The organism is Acinetobacter bereziniae (genome assembly GCF_016576965.1).
GTDB lineage: Bacteria > Pseudomonadota > Gammaproteobacteria > Pseudomonadales > Moraxellaceae > Acinetobacter > Acinetobacter bereziniae.
In genome coordinates this window covers 3,391,445-3,412,373 of sequence record NZ_CP066119.1, presented here as the reverse complement: position 1 = coordinate 3,412,373, position 20,929 = coordinate 3,391,445, and the positions used below count along the sequence as shown (strand labels likewise).

Genomic DNA, 20,929 nt, shown 5'->3' with positions numbered 1-20,929 from the left:
GTGCTATAAATCCTTCATTACGATGGGGGATTTATGGATACTTGGAAAAATAGAATGCTTGAAATAAGAGCAAAATCAACAAAGAAAAGAATTATTAATTTTATAGCTTTTCTAATTATTTGGTTGATTATGTACTATTTAATCAATTTTAATTTTTGGATTCTTGCTTTTATTTTATCTTATATGTTCGTTTATTTCAGAACTGACAATGAGATATCGAATGGAATTATTTTTTTAGCTGATGAGTTTGATAGACATCATAATGCTTTGGCTGATAATGTTAGAGAGTTGTATGATAGATTAGAAACACTGGAAAATGAAAATGAAGACTTTAGACAAGAAATAAGTGATCTCTCAGAAAAGATTTCAAATTTAGAAGCGCCAAAAAATAAAGGTTTTGATCCTTTTTATGATTTCATTGATGAAATTGAGAATGAAGAAAAAAAAGCACCCTAGGGTGCTTTAAAAAAGCTTAGATTATTTAAACCCACTTAACTCAGTGGGTTTTTTAATGCTCGGAGAAAAGTATGGCAAGTCTATTGCAAAAACAAGTTTATCAAGCCTACTTGAATGCAGGCTTGTCACCCAATCAAGCAAGAATTATCACGGCAGAGGTTGGACGTGAAGGTTCGTTTAGTCCTAAAAACCTTTTTGGTGTTCACATTGACCCTAAAAATGGTGCAACCAATTTAGGGATGTTGTCTTGGCAAGGGAGCCGAGGGCAGGCTTTATATTCAGCATTGAAAGCACAAGGTTTGATTCGTGGAAATGGTATCGCGCCAACTCAAGATGCTTTAAACATGATGGCTCGATTTTCTATAGATGAGATGCGTAATAAAAAAGAATATCGACAGACCGCTCAAACATTTTTAAATAATCCAGATGTTGATTATCAGACAGGTGCAGCTGTGCTAGGTCGTAACTTTATCCGATGGCGTTATGACGATCCTGTTTATAAATCTGGGCATGTGAATAGAGATAAGTTTTATCAGGCAATGGGTGGAGAAGTTGGACAACCACAACCTAGTCAGCGTTTTTTAACTCAAGATCAAATTGCAAAACGCTTACCGAAAATGTCAAATCAAAATCAATCATCACGGTTTTTATCACAAGATCAGATAGCTAATGTTTTACCGCAGTTTAATCAACAACAGGAATCACAATCAAATCGCTTTTTAAACCAAGACCAAATATCACAGGTATTACCTCAATTAGGCAAAGGGGCATAACATGGCTCAATTAACAGCAGATCAATTGGTTCAACTAGCAAGGCAAAACAAAGGGAAAAGCCCAGTAGATTTAGGGCAGTCCTCCACAACAATTGGTGTTGATGGTGAGGAAATACCAAAGAAAAGTACGCAACTAACAGCAGATCAATTGGTTGCTATGGCAAAACAACAGCAACGAGCAAACTTCAAACCATTCGACTGGAAAGCATCTCAAAAAGAGGGTATGGCTCAAGCTGCTAAAGATGCAGGAAAAGTAACACTAGATGAGTCTATTGCTTCAGGTATCTATGGGTCCGAAATTGGTGGGGGTGCTGCCCAAGCATATTACAAAGCAAGAGATCTATTAAGTGAGGGGGTTAATAAAGTAACTGGTACCAAATATTTGCCAACAGATGGCTATAATAAATTTACCCGCCAATTTAAAGATTGGAAAGATTTTCAGTCCGCTCGTCGTGAAGCAAATAACCAAGGCTTTGATTGGGCTAAATTAGGTACAGAGATCGCGGTAACCGCACCACTTGCTGCTTTAGGGCAGTCATACAAAGCAGGGGTTCTCACTAAGGAAGGATTTAAATCTACTGCTAAAAATGCTCTTTTAGGTTCTGGAATTGGAGAAGCTAGTTTTGCAGAAGATTCAGGTGATCGGTTGTCCAATTCTATTGCCGGGGGCATCGGAGGGGCGGCAGGTGGTATTGTTGGACAAAAAATTGGTGAAGGTGTTAGCAAGGTTGTAGATAAATCAACTCAATTGGGAAAAATTGTATCTGCAAAATTTTCTCAAGAGAAAACTCAACAGCTATTGCAGTCAATTGATGAAAAATTAGAAGCTGCTTTACGCCCTGAAGGTATTTCATTAAATGATCTATCGCAAACTATTGTGAATAATTTACGTGATGATGCGATAAAGGCAGTCCAATCAGGTAAGAATTTAAATCCAACTGCTGTAGCACGAAAAGTTGTACTTGATCGTTTGGGCTTAAAGGGTACTAAGGCTCAAGTTTCAGGTGATGCTGCCCAATGGCAACATGAGGCTGAATTGGCAAAAATTCAAAATGCAGGAAGTATTCTTAGAGATAAGTTTATTAATGACAGTACGCAAATTACAAACCTTCTTAATGATGCTGCCAAGAATACTGGTGGAAGTTCTATTGATAAACTTGGAACAGCAAAAGAAGCAGGAGAGTCATTACTAAACCAACTTGATCAGAACAAGCAATTTGTAAATGCTGCCTATGATTATGCATCCAAAGCAAGTGGAGGGGATATTTTAATCAATGGTAAGGGTTTAGCTAATGATGTGTTTACTGAATTAGAAGATAAAGCTTTAGCTTCATTCTTGCCTTCTGATATTAAAAGTATTGTGACTCAAATTGAGAAAAATCCTCAATACTTTACGTTAAAGAAAGGTGAGGAGCTTATTAAGGTATTAAATACGCACTATAAATCATCACTTAACAATGGTGAAAAAACAGCTACAACCCATGCGTTAGGTGTTGTTCGTGAAGCTTTGAATAAGCGACAAGATGAAGCTTTAGCAGGATTATTAACTACTGGTGGTAATGATGCTGCACAAGCATATAAGTTTGCTCGGGAAGCATATAAGTCAAATTCAGAATTAAAAAATCAAATCCCAATGCTACAGGATATTCTCAAGCAATCCTCTAAAGGCTCAATAAATTATGACGATTTATACAAATCAAGAATTCTTAATGGGAAAGTGGAAGAATTATCCAAGACGATGGAGGTTTTAAAAAATGTTAATCCTCAAGCAGTAGCAAATATTAAGCAGGAGTTTATTAAAGATTTAACTGAAAAGTCACTTAGTACGAATGGGCAGTTCAATCCCTCTAAAATGAAAAATGCCCTTAAAGCATTCGGTAGCAGAAAACTTTTGGCAGTATTTAGTCCAGAAGAGGTAGCACACTTACAAGATATTAAGAAGGCTGCGGATTATCTTATTACGGAACCTAGACATGCTTATGTAAATAGATCCAATTCAGGATCATCATTATTTAACCATTTTATGAGCATTTTAAATAAACCTGGGGTGCGAGTAGCACTCAGTGCCGTTAAAGATATCCCTGAAACTAGGGCAGTGAATCAAGCAATGAACCCCTCAATAGCAGGTGAAGCAGCTCCAAGTATTATTAGCCCTGAATTAATAGACCGTCTCGTTAAAGCAGGAATAATTTCAGGATCTAACTTACCAAACCAATAACCGTCGAAAGGCGGTTTTTTAATGCAGGTACAAAATGACAGCATATCCACTAGCCCCAGTGCGATACCGTGCTTTTGACAAAAACGGACAACCCTTAATAGGCGGTCAAGTCTTTGCTTATGAAGCTGGAAGCACAACAACTGAAAAAGACACATACTCAGACAAGGGTATGCAAAACCTTAATACTTACCCGGTTATCCTTGATGATATGGGGAGTGCATCGATCTACATCTCAGGCGATTACTTTTTCCAAGTATTCGATGCTGAGGGCAATTTGATTGAAGAAGGTGACGGCATTGCTGATGCTGAGTCTATTGCTCAAGCACTCATCGATGGTAACTCAGGAGGCGCAAACAATCTTGAGCAACGTGTGTCAGACCTTGAAATAGCACGCGATGAGCATACAGATCAGATCAATGACTTGATTGACACAACAGCCGATCTACAGGAACAAGTCAAAACTGAAGTCGAAACAGATCGAGACGTAGCGATTAAAGCTGCTGTTGATGCTGCTAAAAAAGCAATGGAAGATGATTTTACAAATCAGCTTGCTGAAGTCATCAAGGAATTTGATACACAGCTTGATAAAGTCAAAATTCCGATTGATGGAGTTTATCTATCTCTCAGTAATGTCAATCCTGCGACAACTTTGGGATATGGTACTTGGTTACAAGTTTCAAAAGGTCGGGCAATTGTCGGGTGGTCTGATGTTGCAGGAGATCCAAACTGGACTAAAACAGTTGGCAGTACTTCAGGTGAATATGAAGTTGTTTTAACAAAAGGGCAGTTGCCAAAATTCGATGCCAGAGCAGTTAAAGTTCAATCATGGAATTGGCAATACGGACCAGGTAAGCGACCAGACGAAGGCTTTATTCCGAATTGGGATGACGCTAACTCAATGTCAGGAAATGACGAAGCACATAACAACGTACAGCCATCAATGGTCTTTGCCATATGGAAGCGTACAGCATAATTTAAAAATTGGGGAAAACTATGTCTGAAACACAAGGCGCAATTGAGGCAAGTACGGTTGCAATCACTCAAAAAGTTACAGTTGGTGGCGGTGTAGCTTCATTTGCTGCATATCTCGGGAATATTGATTTCATTGCTTGGGCTGGTCTTTGTGTCGCCTTAATAGGTTTATTTATTCAACTTTATTTTGCAATTGCGAAAAATCGCCGTGAAAAAGTAGAGCATGAAATGCGTAAGGCAGAACATCAATTGCGATTAAAAAAATTGAAGGAAGAGTGTAATGTCAAACAAGACTAAAATCTTAGCAACATTATTGACAGCTTCGGCTGTTTTTTTTGTTGCTGTAAAAAAGGATGAGGGCTATACAGCTAAACCTGTGATTCCTGTAAAGGGAGATGTACCGACTCAAGGGCATGGTTCTACAGTTAAGCCCAATGGTCAACCAGTAAAAATGTCAGATCCTGCTATTTCACGAGAAACAGCGGATAAGTGGCTTAGAAATGATGTTTCAAAGCTTGAGGTAACTTATAAGAATCTTTTGAAAGGTGTGAAGTTGTCTCAGACCGAATATGATCTATATCTTGATTTTTCATATCAATACGGCATGAGAGCTTTTAGCAATTCATCAATGCTTCGTAATCTCAAAGCAGGGCAGTATAAGCAAGCATGTACTTCATTATTGAAATACAAATATGTTGCAAAGCGTGATTGTAGTATTCGATCTAATGGCTGTTATGGCGTTTGGACACGGCAACAAGATCGTTATAGCAAGTGTATGGGGGTGCAGTAATGCAAGCATTTTTAGCAAAATTTTATGAAACCGTCATTATCGCAATGGCGGTTTTTTTATTTTTGGCCATATCGGCTTTAGGTGTTCAATCATGGCGTGTAAATCACTTTAAAAATGAATTCACATTATTGAATGCCAAATACAAAACAGAAGTTGCTGAAGCTAATGCACTGGCTGAACAAACCAGAACCTCGGCAGCACTTAAAGAGAAACAGTGGTCTGAACAACAGTTAAAAGCGGAGCAAAAGTACAATGCCAAAATTAAACAAATTAAGTCTGATGCTGATCTTGCTAATGCCAGCGCTAACAGCCTGTCAAAGCAGCTCAAAATTGCAAGCAGTCGCTTGTCCAGTGCTTCCAAAGAAACCATTATTGAATACATCGATACCAACAGTGAGTTATTCGAAAACTGCATTACTGAATATCGAACAGTGGCAAAAGCAGCTGATGCACACGCAGCTGATGCAGAAAGATTAGAAGAAGCATGGTTTGAGAACTAATTACTGCATAACTCTTTGTATAAAAAATCGCTAATTAAAGCCCTAAATTTTAGGGCTATACGCTTTAAACAGGATTTTAAATTTAAACAATATGTAGTATTAAATTCCAATATTGATATGATAAAAAACGAGTATTGTTTGCTCAATTAAAAAAAAATTAACTATGGTACAAGTATATGAATTCTAATAGAATGCGAAAAAATCAGATTTCTCTACTTATGAAATTTTCTAAAAAAGAAGTTGTACGTGCTGGTGAAGCTTTAAAAAGTGATAATCTAACGAAAGATGAAGATGCATTTTTACATACTATGGCAGTTCTTACATATTGGAGAAATAGCCATATAGTGCCGTTAAATATTGCACACGACTTACTAAATCGCTTTATTCATAGAATTGATAAAAAAGCATTTGTTGCGAAGAGACTCAAAAGATTTGATTCTGTTAAAAAAAAGTTAAAACGATTTGAACAAATGCAATTAAAAAATATGCAAGATATTGGTGGTATTAGGGTTGTTGTTGCTAATCTAGGGCAAGTAGAATCCGTGTATAAAATTTTAATTAATGAGCATTGCTTTTACAATAATAATCAACTTATTAAAGTGGATAATTATATTGAAAATCCCAAAGATGATGGATACAGATGTCTTCATATGGTCGGAAAGTTCAATAATGAATCAGAAGAAGAGAGAAAAATTGAATTTCAAATAAGAACAAAGTTACAACATAGCTGGGCAACAGCCTTGGAAATAGTTGATATTTTTACAGATCAAAACTTAAAGAGTAATTCTGGTTTTCTATTTTATAAAAATTTTTTTAAAGATGTTAGTGACCAATTTCAATTAATGGAAAATCTCAAGGGTTTTAAAAACGATAATCGTGAATTTTTTTTAAAAGAATACTTAAAGACAGTTTTGACAGATTATACATTGACAAGACAATGTATCGACATACAAAAAATTTTAGAATTGAAAATTGGGCTATTTACATTTGAAGAGCAATTGAGAAAATATTGCAAAGCTGCCGAAGAGATTAATCAGAAATTAGTAGGTACAAATTATAAAGATGGTTTTGTATTGATAAGATTAAATGTTGTTAATCATAAAATTGAACATGAGTTTTTTAATCGTTCGGAGTATGAACTTGCAACTATTCGTTATGGGCAATATGAAAAATTATTATCTGAAAACAACAAAATGATTATTACATTACTATCAACAGATGCAGTTGGTGGCTTAAAAGAAGCATACCCTAACTATTTTGCAGATTCTGAAATATTTTTACATTATATAGGTTATATAAAAATGGTTGTTGGATTGACTGAGTTTGACAAGTTTACTAAACAATTTCCTATTAGCTCTTAGATTTTTTAAGACATATCCATTTCAAGTGATTAATTAAATATTATTTTTAATTTGGATATTTCTTTGATATTTTCAAATTTAAAATTCAATAGATAAAAATATGAAGTGCAACAATAATGCAACTAATTTAATTAAGTTGTTGATTTTTAATAAATGTAAAGGCGCTTAATGCGCCTTTTAATTTGCACAGGAAAATGAATGATTGTCGCCATTTACAAACTTATGGCGATTGAATTGCTCATTTTTAAATTTTTTAAAATGCTATGCTTTCGCGTTTTTGATAGTTCTTGTAGGTTAGGAAGTGGCAGTTCATGATTTTCTTTTTAGTTATACTGTTTTGCCAAAAACGTCAGTATTTAAAAAATCAGCAGATGATATCAGATCAAAAATTGCTGAGATAAAAGTTTCATCATGGGTAAAATATACGGGTGTAGAAGTATTTTCAGGAGAGCTTGATTTGACTGGGATTGACCAGAATAAAAGAATCCAAGCGATGGATATAATAAAAAATACAATAAATGAAATATTAATTAAAAATCAATGTGTGTCAAAAGTCATGGTCAATGTAATTTTAATGGTTGATCAATTGGGTAAACCAATGCATTTTACTATTTGGAATTGATCGTACAAGCTAGGAGGAAATACCTAATTAGTGGTTATTCAGAGAGCCTAAAGTCTGTATTGTCTGACTTGCTATGCGGAAATCAGGTGTAAATTTCATCCATAAAAAATAAATAATTTGTTGGGTTTTTAACATGAATAATCACGAATTTGTTAAGTTCAAATGAGTTGGTTCTAAAAGTAATATTGTCGAATTTGGAGATATTAATTGCGTTTGGTAAAGAGCAATGAACATATAATAAGTTAGATGAAAGGGTTTTGTGTTTGATGTTCTAGTAGCGAATAATTCAGAAAATGAAGGAATTAGAAGCGATGACCGAATGTAACTTTTCTTTGATAAGATCTTTATTTTTAAATGGATGTAGCAAATTGATAAGGATGTTGTTATGAAAAAAATATTATTTTTGGTCTTAATTTCATGTTTAACACAAGTTAGTGCATTAACGCCGAAAAGTGGAAAAGCACCAAATTACTGTGAGCAGATTGTTTATGCGCATGGCATATTATTAAAAGCACAAATCGAATGTGGGTACCGTAAAAATAACAATAAACTAATTTCTAGTTCTGCACAGTGTGTCAAAGATCAACTTGGTGAAGAATATGGTAAACAAGTGCTTAATTCTGGTATGAAAGAGTTTGATCGACATGTCAATAAAGACGGGAAAGAATCAAGTTGTAAATATGTTCTAGAAAAATTTCCAGATTATGTATGGAAATAAATGTTTATAAGATGTTGATTAATATATAAATATAATTTTTACGTATCGATGGTTTGACTATAGCAAAAAATAAACCAAGTGGTAATAGGTATGATGAACAGTTTCATTTAAAGGATCAAATTATTGCTAAATCTTATTTGCGAAAAGCTTGTTTGAATAAATCAAATACTGAACTAAATGATATTTTTTCGATGTTTAAATGCAAACATAAGAGCCAAAGAAGCTAATAAAATAATCATGAGAATATAAATATCAGCAGTAAAAGTAAGACCGATATGGCTGACAAAATATCCCGCAATAATGGCAGGTATACTAAATGCTAAATAACTTTCAACATAAAATGTTGCCATTAACCCAGCACGTTGTTCAGGTAAAGCCAAGGGCATCACAGTACGGATTGCGCCCATAAATCCTGTACCAAATCCGACACCAGTGACAACCGAACCAATAAATAGTAAGAGTGTAAGAGAGAAGTGAATGCCAGATAGAATTATTGCTGCACCAAATAGAATACTTAGCGAACCAGTAGTTAAGATTTTAAGTGTTTTTGCGCTACGGAGGGCTAAAATTCCGATTGCACCCGAAATGGTCAAAGTAATAAACATCATACCATTGAGCCATGCTGATTGAACTTTAAATGCTTGGGCTAATAGGGAAGGCATTAAGGATAAGAAAAAGCCACTGACCATCCATAAAGAAATATTGATTGGACTAACAATCCAAAGTGCTTTACGTGCTTGTGGTGGAACAGTAAGACGCGGTTTAAGTGATGAAAATGCTCCGGAACGTTTTTCAGCAGTCTCAGGGCTAAAATATGCAATACACAAGGTACAAAAGAAAATAAAAATGAATATTTCAAAAATTAAAGTTAGTGCATGCGTTGATGTCGCCAATACAATACAGGTCATGAGCATGCCGATTGCCATACCCAACATAGGAGAAATACTGTTGATTAATGAACCATGAGTTTTACTTAAATCTAATAAAGCTGCACCAAAGGTTGATGCAGCCAAAGCTGTGGCGATTCCTTGTAAGGCTCGAGCAATAAATAACATTTCAATATTTGAGGCAAACAGAAAGAACCCCATAGAAATGATCTGTAAAAAGAGAGCGGTAAAAATAACTGGTTTACGCCCAATATAATCTGACAAAGAACCCATTACCAATAATGTTGCGAGTAAAGCAAAGGCATAAGTTGCAAAAATTAAGGTCAATAAAACGGGTGAAAAGTGAAACTGTTGTTGGTAGAGACGATACAAGGGGGTAGGTGCGCTTGAAGCCGCCAAAAATGCCATCAAAGTAAAGGTATGTGTAAAAAGTGCAGTTTGAGGGCTAAATTTAAATGAAGTCATTTGATGATTGAGATTATTAGAATTACTCATCATTTAAAACGCATATAAAAGAAAGGATAGATTCTGTTATACCTGATTTCAGTTGAAAGGCAAGAAGTGATTAAGGTTTTATTTGTGATAATTGACCATATGTTATATTTAATATAATGAATATTATGATTATTTTAATCTTGTAAGGATGTGGTTCTTCAGCTTATATCAAAGGCTTCCATGCCTAAAGCTAATTGGAATGTATTGGTGTTAAAGTGCGCCTTGAATCAAAGGATAGGCATTATCAAGTAAGATTTTTTGTGCCACCGCATTAGGATGGATTAAGTCTTTTTGCATGAGGTTTTTATTGCCTGCAATGCCATTCATAAAAAAGGGGTACAGTTTTACTTTGTACTGTTGGCTTAAGGTTTGGTAATTTTTTTCGAAAGCTTGGCTATATGCTGCGCCGTAGTTGGGAGGAATCTTCATACCCAACAATACTACTTTGGCTTGGCTTTTTTGACTTTGTTGAATCAATTGAGCAAGATTTTTTTGAATCATTTGTGGTGGTTGACCACGTAAACCATCATTCCCACCCAACTCAATCACAACCACATCAGGTTTATGAGTTTGTAATAATTTAGGTAAACGCGCTAAAGCACCACTGGTGGTTTCTCCGCTGACACTGGCATTTACCACTTGGTGTTGTTTGGGAAATTGCTGATTTAAGCGTTGCTGAAGTAATGCGACCCAACCCTGTTGTGGGTTTAAACCATAGCCCGCACTTAAGCTGTCGCCTAAAATCATGATCGTTTTTGCAAAACTACTAACGGGCAACAGACAGATCATGCTAAAAAATAAACAATGAAAAGCGCTTTTCATTATTTTCAAATTTAACAACGTTTTGATTTGCATATTTAAGGTACTTTACAATGTCTAAGGTTCAGGATGCTTTAACTCCTCCCATCATGCCACAAGTGATAATTTCTGCACAGCAACTTACACAAAAGATAGAATTACCTCATCAAACGCTTACAATTTTTGAAAATTTAAATCTCGACATTTATGCAGGCGAACAGGTTGCAGTTACAGGGCGCTCTGGTTCGGGTAAGTCAACCTTATTGGGTATTCTGGCAACTTTAGATCAGGCGAGTGCAGGTCAACTCAATGTATGTGGTGAGCATATTGAACATTTAAATGAAGAGCAACGGGCTTTGGTACGACTTAAGTACATTGGTTTTGTTTTCCAGTCTTTTCAATTGTTGCCGCATTTGTCGGCTTTAGAAAATGTCATGTTACCTTTACGTTTACATTCTGATTTTAATTATGCACACGCAGAGCAAAAAGCACTCGATTTATTGGAAAAAGTCGGTTTAGCACGCCAAAGTCAACAAACACCCAAAGTATTATCTGGCGGAGAGCAACAACGTGTTGCGATCGCACGTGCGCTTATTTCAGATCCACAGATTATTTTTGCTGATGAACCAACAGGTAATTTAGATGAACATACTGCGTATGAGATTGAGCAGTTATTATTTAGTTTGAATCAAGCATTAGGTACAACCTTAGTTTTAGTCACACATAACCCACAATTGGCAGCGCAATGTCAGCGTCATTATGAGTTAAAAGATGGTCATTTGATTGAACATTTACGATACCCACAGAGAAGTGAGGTTGTTTAAATGTTGAATCTTTTTAAACCTTTATTTCGGCAAAGTTTTGCTAGCTCAGGCATTTATTTACTGATCATTGCTTTGAGTTTAGCTATTAGTGCGACCACGGCTTTAAAGTTCAGTAACGATCAGGTTAAGCAAGCAGTTACTTTACAAGCCGCTAAAATGCAAGCTGCTGATTTGGTGCTGAGTGATACCAATCCAATTGACCCTCAATGGTTGAAAAAAGCTGAACAACTCAAGTTAAAACAGTCACATGTCACGATGTTCAGTTCTATGGCGTCGACTCGTGATCAATTTGTGATGGTTAATGTCAAAGCCATTGACACATCATTTCCTTTACGTGGTGAGTTAAGGATTCGCCAACAACAGTCCTTACAAAATGGCGGAATTTGGCTGAGTAAACGAGCCCAAGAATTATTAAAGCTCAATATCGGTGATCAAGTTCAAATTGCAAATGGTCAATTTAAAGTCACGGGCATCATTGAACATGATTCTAATCAAGAATTAGGTTTTTCCGCATTTTCACCGACAGTGATTATTGCTCAAGCTGATGTTGCAAAAACTGGGGCAATCCAGATCGGCAGTCGCATTGAGTATCGGCTGTTAATGGCGGGTGAAAAACAGTCGATTGAAGCTTATCAAGCCTTATTTAAAACTTTCAAAGCGCAAGAAAAAGAAAATTTTGCCCAGCAATTTACACAGGGTCAGCAGAAAAATTCTACGACTTCAGAAATAGGGCAGCCAGCGTCTGAAACGCAACTCATTCATACCCCATCTGAACCATCTCCACAAGACTTGCAAACAGCGGATCAAGCTTTAGATGCCCAGAGCAACTTAAGACTACGTAATGCGGATGAAGGAAACTCACGTTTACTAAAACCGATTGAAAATCTTGATACGTTTTTACAATTGGCAAATATTCTAACGATTCTACTCTGTGGTTTAGCGATTGCTTTAACCAGCCAACGTTATGTGCAACAGAATCAAGATCATATTGCCTTGATGCGTTGCATGGGCGCAACCAGAAGACAGATTTTTCAAGCTTACTTGAGTTTATTGACTGTGGTAATTTTGATTGCGATCGTGATTGGAAGTTTGTTGGGACTGGTTTTAGGTTATTCATTGCTACAACTCATGTTGCAAATGATTCCAAACCTAGAATTACAATTTTCAATATGGCAGATATTTTTAGGTCCATTACCGATCGCTATTTTCACCAGTGCAATTGTACTGATTGGATTTATTCTGCCGAGTTTATGGCAATTGCTCAATACACCTCCGATACGTGTTATTCGCCAACAGGAAAAATCAGCAGGCTCTATATTATGGATGATGGCGACAGGTTTAATCAGTCTGATTATTTTTAGCTTGGTATTGACTGAGAATCTAACGCTGACAGCAGTGATCATGGGTGCAGTCATTGTCCTGACTGGATTATTGTATGCGATGGTTTGCTCAGTCTTAAAGGCGCTGAAAGCAATGAAAAGTCGTTTCTCTGCTTATATTCGAACACCTTCCCAAACAGCTTTGCAAATCACAGCTTTGGCACTAGGTTTGAGTTTAATTACGGTATTGGCTGTATTACGTACTGATTTATTGGAGCGTTGGCAGCAACAGTTGCCTGAAGGTACTCCAAATCAATTTATTTATGGTTTACCTCCATTTGAACTTGAAGCATTTAAACAACAGTTGGCGCAACATCACTGGGAAAGTACACCACTATATCCCAATGTTAAAGGGCGTTTGCTGGCTAAAAATGGTCAGGCTTTTCCTGATTCGTTGGTAAAAAGTAATAATTCATTACGCCGTGAGTTAAATTTAACTCAAGCAGATCATTATCCACAGGACAATATCATTGTTGCTGGTCAGTCTAAATTGACAGATGTTGGACAAGTTTCGGTTGAAGCAAAATTGGCTGAAGAGTTGGGGATTAAGATAGGGGACCGTTTAACCTTTAGTTTGCCAGAAGGAAATTTGCAAGCTCAGGTGGTAAATTTACGTACCGTTCAATGGCAAAGTTTTAGCCCAAATTTCTTCTTTATTTTTACGCCTAAGACTTTGGATGAAAATGCAGGAAGCTATTTAGGAAGCTTTTATGTGTCACCTGCGGACAAAGCTAAAATGATCAATTTAATCCAACAATTTTCAAATACAGTGTTTATCGATGTGTCTTTAATTTTTGATGAAATTAGACAACTGGTTTCTGTCTTGGTGAAAATTATTACAGTATTGGCTGTCTTGGTCAGTTTGTCGGGTTTTCTAGTTTTGATTGCTTGTATTAATTTGTTGATGGATGAGCGCAAAAGAGAAGTCGCGCTATTACGTTCATTCGGCAGCTCAAAACGACAGTTAAAAAACATGATGAGCATGGAAATAGGTTTTATTGGGCTGTTGGCAGGGATTGTGTCGTGTTTCTTTGCTGAAGTAATTAGTGCGATTGCCAGTTATCGTATGGAGATGCCTTTACAATTTCACTGGGAAATTTGGTTTATTCTGCCTATTTTGATGGCGGTCTTATGTGCAGTAATCGGAAGGTACCGTTTAAGCTATTTGTCAGATATTCCACCTTTACAGAGCTTAAGAGAACTGAATTAAAACAAGATGATTGAACAGCAATCATTGCGCTATTCTGACTATTCCAGTTTATGGATATTGTGAAGTGATGGTCATAAAGAGGCTCACTTTTTGGTGAGCTTCTTTGAATTAAAACTTTAGATGTAAAGTGAGACATTGAATGCTTTATATCGCCAAACAATAATCCATAGCAGTAATTTTATGAATCAAGAAAACTTATATTTTGCTGTATGCATTTTTCAACAGATTGACTATAAATCCTCGACTGAAATACTTTAATTTTTAGGGATGATTTAAATTTTGCAGATACACTGCTGATCAAAATTGTAATTGCGCTCGCATTTGTGAAACTGCTTCTTGCCAAAGTGGCGTAATTGGACCCACCAAATGTTGGCAATACAGATATGTCGCATATGTAACAGCGATGCCTAAAATCACAATGATCATATTTACAGCAATCGGTGCTTTCATACGTTGCATGACATACCAAGCTAAAGCCATCACAGCTCCCATTAACATGCCTCCAATATGCGCAGCATTGTTGATTCCAGAAGCAAGGAAGCCGAACGCTAAGTTGATTGCAAGCACAGTTAAGAGTGATCTTTTATCCAGAACAAATCTCTGGTTTGGAGTAGGTGGGAACAAAGAAAGTAGGGTTAAAGCACCCCCTAAGCCCATTACTGCCCCAGATGCTCCAGCGGATACATGAGGAATCAGTTTTTGGTCAAAGTGCTGTAAAAATTCATAACTATTCCGAATATCCAAGTAGCCACTGAGTAGACTTCCCATCAACCCCGCTAATAAATACAGCCCTAAGAAATAAAATTTCCCAAAGGTTTTTTCAGCCACATCACCAAAAATATACAGTGCCCACATATTCATCAACAGATGCAAAATGCCAAAATGAAAAAACATACTGCTGAATAAACGATAAGGTTCCTCTAGAAAGGTTAAAGGTGCATAATCAGCACCCCAACGCAAAGCGTCCAATGTGGTAGGGTCAGTAATATTAACGCCTGACAAAACTTGGATGGCGAATAAGCCTACATTGATTGCAATTAACAATAAGGTGATTTTGCCAATCGTGTTGGGTGAGTTATAGATGGATGAGTCTTGATAATTCGACATGCTATTTCTTAGCTTTTTATTGATAGATTCAGCTTAACATGAAATGTCAGCATTTTCGGAGTAAACAGCTGAGATGAAAGCTTTTATTGTTCGTGCTTTGTTAATCATAATCAGTATTTTGATTTTGATTCAGCTATGGATTTTCTCCAGTTTAGTGTATTGGCGTACCCATGATGTAGAAACCACAATGTTTATGCGCTGGACCTATTTTTCTGATTTCAAGCCTATTGAACATCAATGGCGAAATTATGATGATATTAGCGACAACATTAAGCATGCGATTGTTGCGGCTGAAGATGCCAAGTTTTTAGATCATCATGGTTTCGATTGGGATGGGATCGAAGATGCTTTGCAACGTAATCTAAAGAAAGACAAAGTTGTCGCTGGGGGATCAACCATTTCGCAACAACTGGCTAAAAATTTATTTTTCTATAACCGCCGTTCAGTGATTCGTAAGGGGCAGGAAGCCATTGCAACGACCATGATGGAGCGTATGTGGACCAAGCAGCGTATTCTTGAAGTGTATATGAATTCTGTTGAGTTTGGCGATCATATCTATGGTGTAGAAGCTGCTTCACGTTATTATTTTGCCAAAAGTGCAAAAAGTTTAAATCGAGAGCAAGCAGCCTTTTTAGCGGTGATTTTGACCAATCCCAAATACTATCAAGAAAATCGCAATGATCCTAAATTGCTCTATCGAAAAAAACTGGTATTAAAATATATGCGTTATACCCGTATCCCAAATTAATCTGCAATATTTAAAAAGTGAAATTATGATGTTAGGGTCTGTGGATAATTCGTCTATGTTTGCGACTAGGTGTGTTTTTTAGACGATTCTAGGCATGAAATACGAAATTTAGTCATTCTAAATGAGTAGTTCGTAACGACGAAGCGACAAAAAACACACTAGTCCCGAAGGGTTGTGGCTAAAATTATCTCAGGCTACGTTATGAAACTTAAAAATAGTCTCGCTATTCTCTTCATTTCATGCCTTGCCTGCTCAATTTTAACCTACAACGCAAGTCATTTATGAAATGTCCACAGCCCCTAAGAAAAGCACAAAAAAATGTGCTTTTTTTATATCGTGATGCTTTTTTTATGAAATTGTCATAAATTTGAAGCATACTAGAATAATGACATTTTCTTGATGCAGGTTTATTGCATGAATACCGCAGTGACTCCAACAACACCGACAGAATATTCTTATAATGAACGATATATCAATCGTGAACTTTCTATCCTAGATTTCCATTTGCGTGTTTTAGAGCAAGCTGTTGATCCTCTGCATCCGCTACTAGAACGTATGAATTTTTTGCTGATTTTTTCTCGCAACATGGACGAGTTTTTTGAGATTCGTGTCGCTGGAATGATGGAGCAATTAACGCTGGGGAATGAAAGTCGTTCACCTGACGGGCTTACACCTAAGCAAGTTCTAGATCAAATCTCTAAAACAGCCCATGAAGCCATTGAACGCCAATACCGTATCTTAAATGAAGAGATCTTCCCGAAACTCCGTGAAGAAGATATTTGTTTCTTACGTCGTGGAGAACTGACACCTGCTCAATCGGTGTGGATTAAAAAATATTTTCAAGAACAAGTTGCGCCTGTATTGACGCCAATTAGTCTTGATCCTGCACACCCATTCCCACGCTTAGTAAATAAAAGCTTAAACTTTATTGTCACTTTAGAAGGTAAAGATGCTTTTGGTCGACAAATTGATTTAGCTGTTGTTCCAGCACCTCGTTCTTTACCACGTGTGGTACGTTTACCTGATGAGTTAACAGGTGGCAAAGAACACTTTGTGATGTTGTCTGCGATTATTCATGAACATGTCTCTGATTTATTCCCAGGGATGACTGCAACAGGTTGCTATCAGTTCCGTGTGACACGTAATGCAGATTTAGCGCTGAACGAAGATGTTGAAGACTTGGCGAAAGCACTTAAAGGTGAATTGAGTTCACGTCGTTTTGGTCGTGCGGTGCGTTTAGAAGTCACTGAAAACTGTCCAAAACACATATATGAATACTTGTTGGATGAATTTGATTTAGAAGAAGAACAACTTTATAAAGTCGATGGACCAGTAAACCTTGCACGTTTAGTATCAAATTTTAAACGTCCACATATGCGCTATGATTCACATGTGCCTGCAATTCCAAAAGTATTGAAAAAGTCTGAAAATATTTTTTCAGCGATGCAGAAGCAAGATATTCTTTTGCACCATCCCTTCGAATCTTTTGCACCTGTAATCAATTTGTTGCGTGAAGCAGCACGAGATCCTCAAGTTCTTGCGATTAAACAAACATTGTATCGTAGTGGTGCTGACTCTGAAATCGTACAGGTCTTAGCTGAAGCAGCACGAAATGGTAAAGAAGTGACTGCGGTGATCGAACTGCGTGCTCGTTTTGATGAAGAATCAAATATTGCTGTTGCCAATGTATTACAAGAAGCAGGAGCCGTGGTGGTATATGGTATTGTGGGTTATAAGACACATGCTAAAATGATTTTGGTGGTTCGCCGTGAGAATAATAAACTTGTTCGCTATGTTCATTTAGGAACAGGCAACTATCATGCAACCAATGCACGCATATATACCGATTATGGTTTATTAACCACAGACAAAGAACTCTGTGAAGATGTGCATCGTATTTTTCAAGAGTTGACGGGCATGGGGAAAATGGCGAAGTTGAAAAAACTTCTACATGCGCCATTTACCTTACATGCACAGTTAATCGCTTATATTGATGATGAAATTGCCAATGCCAAAGCGGGTAAACCTGCTCAAATTATTGTTAAGGTGAATGCTTTAACAGAGGTTCAGTTAATCAATAAGTTGTATGAGGCTTCGCAAGCAGGTGTACAAGTAGATTTGATTATTCGTTCAATCTGCTGTTTACGTCCAGGTTTAGCAAACCTCTCTGAAAATATTCGTGTGCGTTCAATTGTTGGACGCTTCTTGGAACATACCCGTGTTTATTATTTTGGTAATAACGGAAATGCCCGTATTTATTGCTCAAGTGCGGACTGGATGGATCGAAACTTATTTAATCGTGTCGAAGTATGTTTCCCAATCGAAGATCCTGCACTGAAAAAGCGTATTTATCAGCAAGGTTTGGTGAATTATCTTAAAGATAATACTCAAGCTTGGTTGTTACAAGGTGATGGTACATGGGTTCGTGCTCAACCTAAAGAAGATGAAACCATACATAATGCACAAAAAACCTTATTAGAGCATTTTAACGGCTAAACTTAATATTTCACGATTTAAACCCGATTGATTTCAATCGGGTTTTTTGTTTCTTCAGAATATGGCTAGAGATAAACCCGTTTATAAAACAAGATAGTTAGCTGAAAGTTAAAGCGGTTTAGCTCTGAGTTGAAAGAGTATCAAAGGAAATACAAGCAAATAAATAATTGCAACGATTAACCAGATTGCACCCGACCATTGAGTATGAAAGTGGAAATAAATACTTGAAAAGAATAAGGGAGCAATGACAGAAGCCAGACTCACGGTAGATGCAATCAAGCCTTGAAATTGTCCTTGTAGATCTGCGGAAACTTTTGCAGATGCTAACGCTTGTAAGGATGGTGTTCCAATACTGCCTAAGGCAAAAATTGGCATGATGACAAAAATGATCCAGCCTTGTTGAGCAAATGCCATGATATTTAATGCGACAAAGATACAACCTAGGCCAATGAGTATCGTATTTCGTTCACCCCAAAATTTGACAGCATGTTGAGGGAGCAAGGATTGAACCAGAACTTGGCATAATCCAAAAGTACCTAAAGAGAGTCCGACCCAAAAACTGTTCCAATGGAAGGTGTCATGTCCCCACAGTGCCCAGCAAACCCCATAAGCCTCACCACAGGCACTAAAAATAAAAAATATTAACAACAGGGGGAGTAGGTTTCGTTGAGTAAATACACATTTAAATATTTTAAATGGATTTAAACTGGCATGGTTTTGAATAGCGACATGCTGGGGGTGAGATTCAGCCAAAGCAAAGAGAGCAATTAAAAAATTCAAGCCCGTCAACAATGCAGCGATCAGAAAGGGGAGTTGGAGTCCGTATTGTCCTAATAGTCCACCGAGTATAGGACCTATAATGAAGCCCAAACCAAACATGGCATTGAATCTACCAAAGTACTTGGCGCGATTTTCTGTTGATGAAATATCAACGATATAGGCTGAAGCGACAGCCATATTGGCACTGGTCATTCCAGCAATGATTCTTCCGATGAACAACCAACTTAAATGCGAAGAGAAAGCCAATAATAGGTAGCTGATCGTTGAGCCAGCTAAAGAAATTAACAGTACAGGTCTTCTCCCTATTTTATCGCTTAAACTGCCTAAAATCGGAGAGAAAATGAATTGCATCATTGCATAACAACTGATGAAAAAACCCATCAAGAGTGCTACGTTTTGTTGTTGGCTTAGCGTTTTAAGTAATGAGGGGAGTAATGGGAATACAATTCCGATTCCAATCGAATCTAAAACAATTGTTGAAAAAATAATAAATAAAGGTCGATTCATGGTGCGTCCTATCGAAAATTCAGGCACAGAAAAACTGTGGAAACCTGTTAACGATGCTTGAAATATCCAAGCCCTTGGGAACGCTGACCAATAGAGAGATTGGCTATGTGTCGCTTACAGCATTTTCAATGATTGAAAATAAAATAAAGTAAGTCGATTTTTCGCGATTTTTTTTATCGTAACAATACATACAAAATTAGAGTGCTAACTTTGTACTGAACAAATATTAGCATCTTTGTTTACTAAAAAACATCGTCTTTAAAATTTAGTTTAATCAGGTAAAAATACAATTTGATGATTCAAAGAATCATTTGATTAAAATTAAGGATTAAAAAAGGAGTCATATTTGACTCCTTTTAGAATTTCTTAGATTAACGTAAATTGGTGGTGATCTTTTGAAGAATTTGCAATAAGACATCAAATTCGCTTTGCAGAGGTGTGCTTTTACGTGTGACCAAAGCTAAAGTACGAGAAGGTGCATTTTCAATTGGTTTTACCACAATTTGATCATTGTTTTTCAACATATGAGCATGAATCGCAATCTCAGGGAGTAAAGTATAGCCCAAGTTTGAACTCACCATTTCAACCAGTGTTGGTAAAGAACTTGCCTTTAAACGATGATCATTTTTACGTTCACCAATTGGGCAAACACTTAACGTATGATCACGCAGGCAATGTCCTTCTTCAAGCAACATCAGATGTGACAAATCTAGGTCGTCTAAACTTCTTGCATTCATGGCATTTTGATCTGCTTTATTGCAAACCAAGAATAAATCTTCTTTTGCAATTTCAGCAACTTTTAGACCGCGTGTGTCAAACGGCAATGCCAGCATGATCACATCTAAATTACCATGCTCAAGTTTTTCAACAATTTTTTCACTTTGTGCTTCGTGTAAATGTAGTTGAATCTTAGGAAGTTGTTTATGCACTTCTTCCAAAAGTTGAGACAAAATAAATGGTGCAATGGTGGGAATGATCCCTAAATGTAAATCACCAGTCAAAGGCTCACTCATTTCACGACTTAAACGCATTAAGTCTTGTGCATCGGCGAGTAGAACACGGGCTCGGGCAACAACTTGTTCACCTAAGGGAGTTAAACGTACGTTTTGGCGATCACGTTCTACGAGTACGCCACCCAATAAACGCTCTAACTCCATAATTCCACCCGATAATGTGGATTGAGTTACAAACGAACGGCGCGCTGCTTCAGTAAAGTGCAACGTCTCAGACAATGTCACTAAATATGACAACTGTCTTAGGGATGGTAATGCAGCCATAGTGTCCTAAT

The 20,929-nt window shown here is 36.8% G+C and carries 19 protein-coding genes; 14 read left to right on the top strand and 5 right to left on the bottom strand.

Annotated features, from left to right (window positions below):
* Positions 1-33 precede the first annotated feature (33 nt).
* From I9192_RS15915 to I9192_RS15870, 10 genes are all read left to right on the top strand, one after another.
* Positions 34-456, top strand: coding sequence for a hypothetical protein (locus I9192_RS15915; protein WP_200149912.1), 423 nt, complete (start codon positions 34-36; stop codon positions 454-456).
* A 71-nt stretch (positions 457-527) separates the two neighbouring features.
* Positions 528-1,229: a phage tail tip lysozyme gene (locus tag I9192_RS15910; protein ID WP_200149911.1), complete on the top strand. Its 702-nt coding sequence runs from the start codon at positions 528-530 to the stop codon at positions 1,227-1,229.
* A 1-nt stretch (position 1,230) separates the two neighbouring features.
* Positions 1,231-3,447, top strand: a complete 2,217-nt coding sequence (locus I9192_RS15905) for a hypothetical protein (RefSeq protein WP_200149910.1) — start codon at positions 1,231-1,233, stop codon at positions 3,445-3,447.
* 34 nt (positions 3,448-3,481) lie between these two features.
* Positions 3,482-4,420, top strand: a complete 939-nt coding sequence (locus tag I9192_RS15900) for a phage baseplate protein (RefSeq protein WP_200149909.1) — start codon at positions 3,482-3,484, stop codon at positions 4,418-4,420.
* Between the two features lie 20 nt (positions 4,421-4,440).
* Positions 4,441-4,716: a holin gene (locus I9192_RS15895; RefSeq protein ID WP_200149908.1), complete on the top strand. Its 276-nt coding sequence runs from the start codon at positions 4,441-4,443 to the stop codon at positions 4,714-4,716.
* A complete protein-coding gene (locus tag I9192_RS15890) occupies positions 4,700-5,209 on the top strand; it encodes a glycoside hydrolase family protein (RefSeq protein WP_200149907.1) in 510 nt (169 codons plus the stop codon). Before I9192_RS15895 ends, I9192_RS15890 begins: the two co-directional genes overlap by 17 nt.
* Positions 5,209-5,709, top strand: coding sequence for a hypothetical protein (locus I9192_RS15885; RefSeq protein WP_200149906.1), 501 nt, complete (start codon positions 5,209-5,211; stop codon positions 5,707-5,709). Before I9192_RS15890 ends, I9192_RS15885 begins: the two co-directional genes overlap by 1 nt.
* Positions 5,710-5,885: 176 nt before the next feature.
* A complete protein-coding gene (locus I9192_RS15880) occupies positions 5,886-7,070 on the top strand; it encodes a RelA/SpoT domain-containing protein (protein WP_200149905.1) in 1,185 nt (394 codons plus the stop codon).
* Between the two features lie 301 nt (positions 7,071-7,371).
* Positions 7,372-7,692: a hypothetical protein gene (locus I9192_RS15875; protein WP_005033046.1), complete on the top strand. Its 321-nt coding sequence runs from the start codon at positions 7,372-7,374 to the stop codon at positions 7,690-7,692.
* A gap of 385 nt (positions 7,693-8,077) precedes the next feature.
* A complete protein-coding gene (locus I9192_RS15870; RefSeq protein WP_005033044.1) occupies positions 8,078-8,410 on the top strand; it encodes a hypothetical protein in 333 nt (110 codons plus the stop codon).
* 173 nt (positions 8,411-8,583) lie between these two features.
* Here I9192_RS15870 and I9192_RS15865 read toward each other — a convergent pair whose 3' ends face one another.
* Together I9192_RS15865 and I9192_RS15860 are read right to left on the bottom strand one after the other, a co-directional pair.
* Positions 8,584-9,795: an MFS transporter gene (locus tag I9192_RS15865; protein WP_005033043.1), complete on the bottom strand. Its 1,212-nt coding sequence runs from the start codon at positions 9,793-9,795 to the stop codon at positions 8,584-8,586.
* 207 nt (positions 9,796-10,002) lie between these two features.
* Positions 10,003-10,614, bottom strand: coding sequence for an arylesterase (locus I9192_RS15860; RefSeq protein ID WP_042066420.1), 612 nt, complete (start codon positions 10,612-10,614; stop codon positions 10,003-10,005).
* 50 nt (positions 10,615-10,664) lie between these two features.
* Between I9192_RS15860 and I9192_RS15855 the strand changes: the two genes are divergently transcribed.
* Both I9192_RS15855 and I9192_RS15850 read left to right on the top strand, forming a co-directional pair.
* Entirely contained in the window at positions 10,665-11,414 is a 750-nt protein-coding gene (locus tag I9192_RS15855) for an ABC transporter ATP-binding protein (RefSeq protein WP_005033039.1), read from the top strand.
* Positions 11,415-14,003, top strand: coding sequence for an ABC transporter permease (locus tag I9192_RS15850; RefSeq protein ID WP_151800983.1), 2,589 nt, complete (start codon positions 11,415-11,417; stop codon positions 14,001-14,003).
* 297 nt (positions 14,004-14,300) lie between these two features.
* Here I9192_RS15850 and I9192_RS15845 read toward each other — a convergent pair whose 3' ends face one another.
* Positions 14,301-15,110: a rhomboid family intramembrane serine protease gene (locus tag I9192_RS15845; RefSeq protein WP_005033035.1), complete on the bottom strand. Its 810-nt coding sequence runs from the start codon at positions 15,108-15,110 to the stop codon at positions 14,301-14,303.
* 73 nt (positions 15,111-15,183) lie between these two features.
* On the opposite strand from I9192_RS15845, the gene mtgA reads away from it, so the two are divergent.
* A complete protein-coding gene (mtgA, locus tag I9192_RS15840) occupies positions 15,184-15,858 on the top strand; it encodes a monofunctional biosynthetic peptidoglycan transglycosylase (RefSeq protein WP_005033033.1) in 675 nt (224 codons plus the stop codon).
* 414 nt (positions 15,859-16,272) lie between these two features.
* A complete protein-coding gene (gene ppk1 / locus I9192_RS15835) occupies positions 16,273-18,354 on the top strand; it encodes a polyphosphate kinase 1 (RefSeq protein ID WP_004829495.1) in 2,082 nt (693 codons plus the stop codon).
* Between the two features lie 108 nt (positions 18,355-18,462).
* Here the strand turns inward: ppk1 and I9192_RS15830 are convergent, their stop codons facing one another.
* A complete protein-coding gene (locus tag I9192_RS15830; protein ID WP_005033030.1) occupies positions 18,463-19,641 on the bottom strand; it encodes a TCR/Tet family MFS transporter in 1,179 nt (392 codons plus the stop codon).
* 371 nt (positions 19,642-20,012) lie between these two features.
* Entirely contained in the window at positions 20,013-20,918 is a 906-nt protein-coding gene (oxyR, locus tag I9192_RS15825) for a LysR family transcriptional regulator OxyR (RefSeq protein ID WP_004829493.1), read from the bottom strand.
* Positions 20,919-20,929: the final 11 nt, after the last annotated feature.

What these genes read in the sequence shown, in the direction of transcription:
- I9192_RS15915 (WP_200149912.1), top strand. Translation starts at nt 34, where the DNA reads ATGGATACTTGGAAAAATAGAATGCTTGAAATAAGAGCAAAATCAACA.
- I9192_RS15910 (WP_200149911.1), top strand. Translation starts at nt 528, where the DNA reads ATGGCAAGTCTATTGCAAAAACAAGTTTATCAAGCCTACTTGAATGCA.
- I9192_RS15905 (WP_200149910.1), top strand. Translation starts at nt 1,231, where the DNA reads ATGGCTCAATTAACAGCAGATCAATTGGTTCAACTAGCAAGGCAAAAC.
- I9192_RS15900 (WP_200149909.1), top strand. Translation starts at nt 3,482, where the DNA reads ATGACAGCATATCCACTAGCCCCAGTGCGATACCGTGCTTTTGACAAA.
- I9192_RS15895 (WP_200149908.1), top strand. Translation starts at nt 4,441, where the DNA reads ATGTCTGAAACACAAGGCGCAATTGAGGCAAGTACGGTTGCAATCACT.
- I9192_RS15890 (WP_200149907.1), top strand. Translation starts at nt 4,700, where the DNA reads ATGTCAAACAAGACTAAAATCTTAGCAACATTATTGACAGCTTCGGCT.
- I9192_RS15885 (WP_200149906.1), top strand. Translation starts at nt 5,209, where the DNA reads ATGCAAGCATTTTTAGCAAAATTTTATGAAACCGTCATTATCGCAATG.
- I9192_RS15880 (WP_200149905.1), top strand. Translation starts at nt 5,886, where the DNA reads ATGAATTCTAATAGAATGCGAAAAAATCAGATTTCTCTACTTATGAAA.
- I9192_RS15870 (WP_005033044.1), top strand. Translation starts at nt 8,078, where the DNA reads ATGAAAAAAATATTATTTTTGGTCTTAATTTCATGTTTAACACAAGTT.
- I9192_RS15865 (WP_005033043.1), bottom strand. Translation starts at nt 9,795, where the DNA reads ATGATGAGTAATTCTAATAATCTCAATCATCAAATGACTTCATTTAAA.
- I9192_RS15860 (WP_042066420.1), bottom strand. Translation starts at nt 10,614, where the DNA reads ATGAAAAGCGCTTTTCATTGTTTATTTTTTAGCATGATCTGTCTGTTG.
- I9192_RS15855 (WP_005033039.1), top strand. Translation starts at nt 10,665, where the DNA reads ATGTCTAAGGTTCAGGATGCTTTAACTCCTCCCATCATGCCACAAGTG.
- I9192_RS15850 (WP_151800983.1), top strand. Translation starts at nt 11,415, where the DNA reads ATGTTGAATCTTTTTAAACCTTTATTTCGGCAAAGTTTTGCTAGCTCA.
- I9192_RS15845 (WP_005033035.1), bottom strand. Translation starts at nt 15,110, where the DNA reads ATGTCGAATTATCAAGACTCATCCATCTATAACTCACCCAACACGATT.
- mtgA (WP_005033033.1), top strand. Translation starts at nt 15,184, where the DNA reads ATGAAAGCTTTTATTGTTCGTGCTTTGTTAATCATAATCAGTATTTTG.
- ppk1 (WP_004829495.1), top strand. Translation starts at nt 16,273, where the DNA reads ATGAATACCGCAGTGACTCCAACAACACCGACAGAATATTCTTATAAT.
- I9192_RS15830 (WP_005033030.1), bottom strand. Translation starts at nt 19,641, where the DNA reads ATGAATCGACCTTTATTTATTATTTTTTCAACAATTGTTTTAGATTCG.
- oxyR (WP_004829493.1), bottom strand. Translation starts at nt 20,918, where the DNA reads ATGGCTGCATTACCATCCCTAAGACAGTTGTCATATTTAGTGACATTG.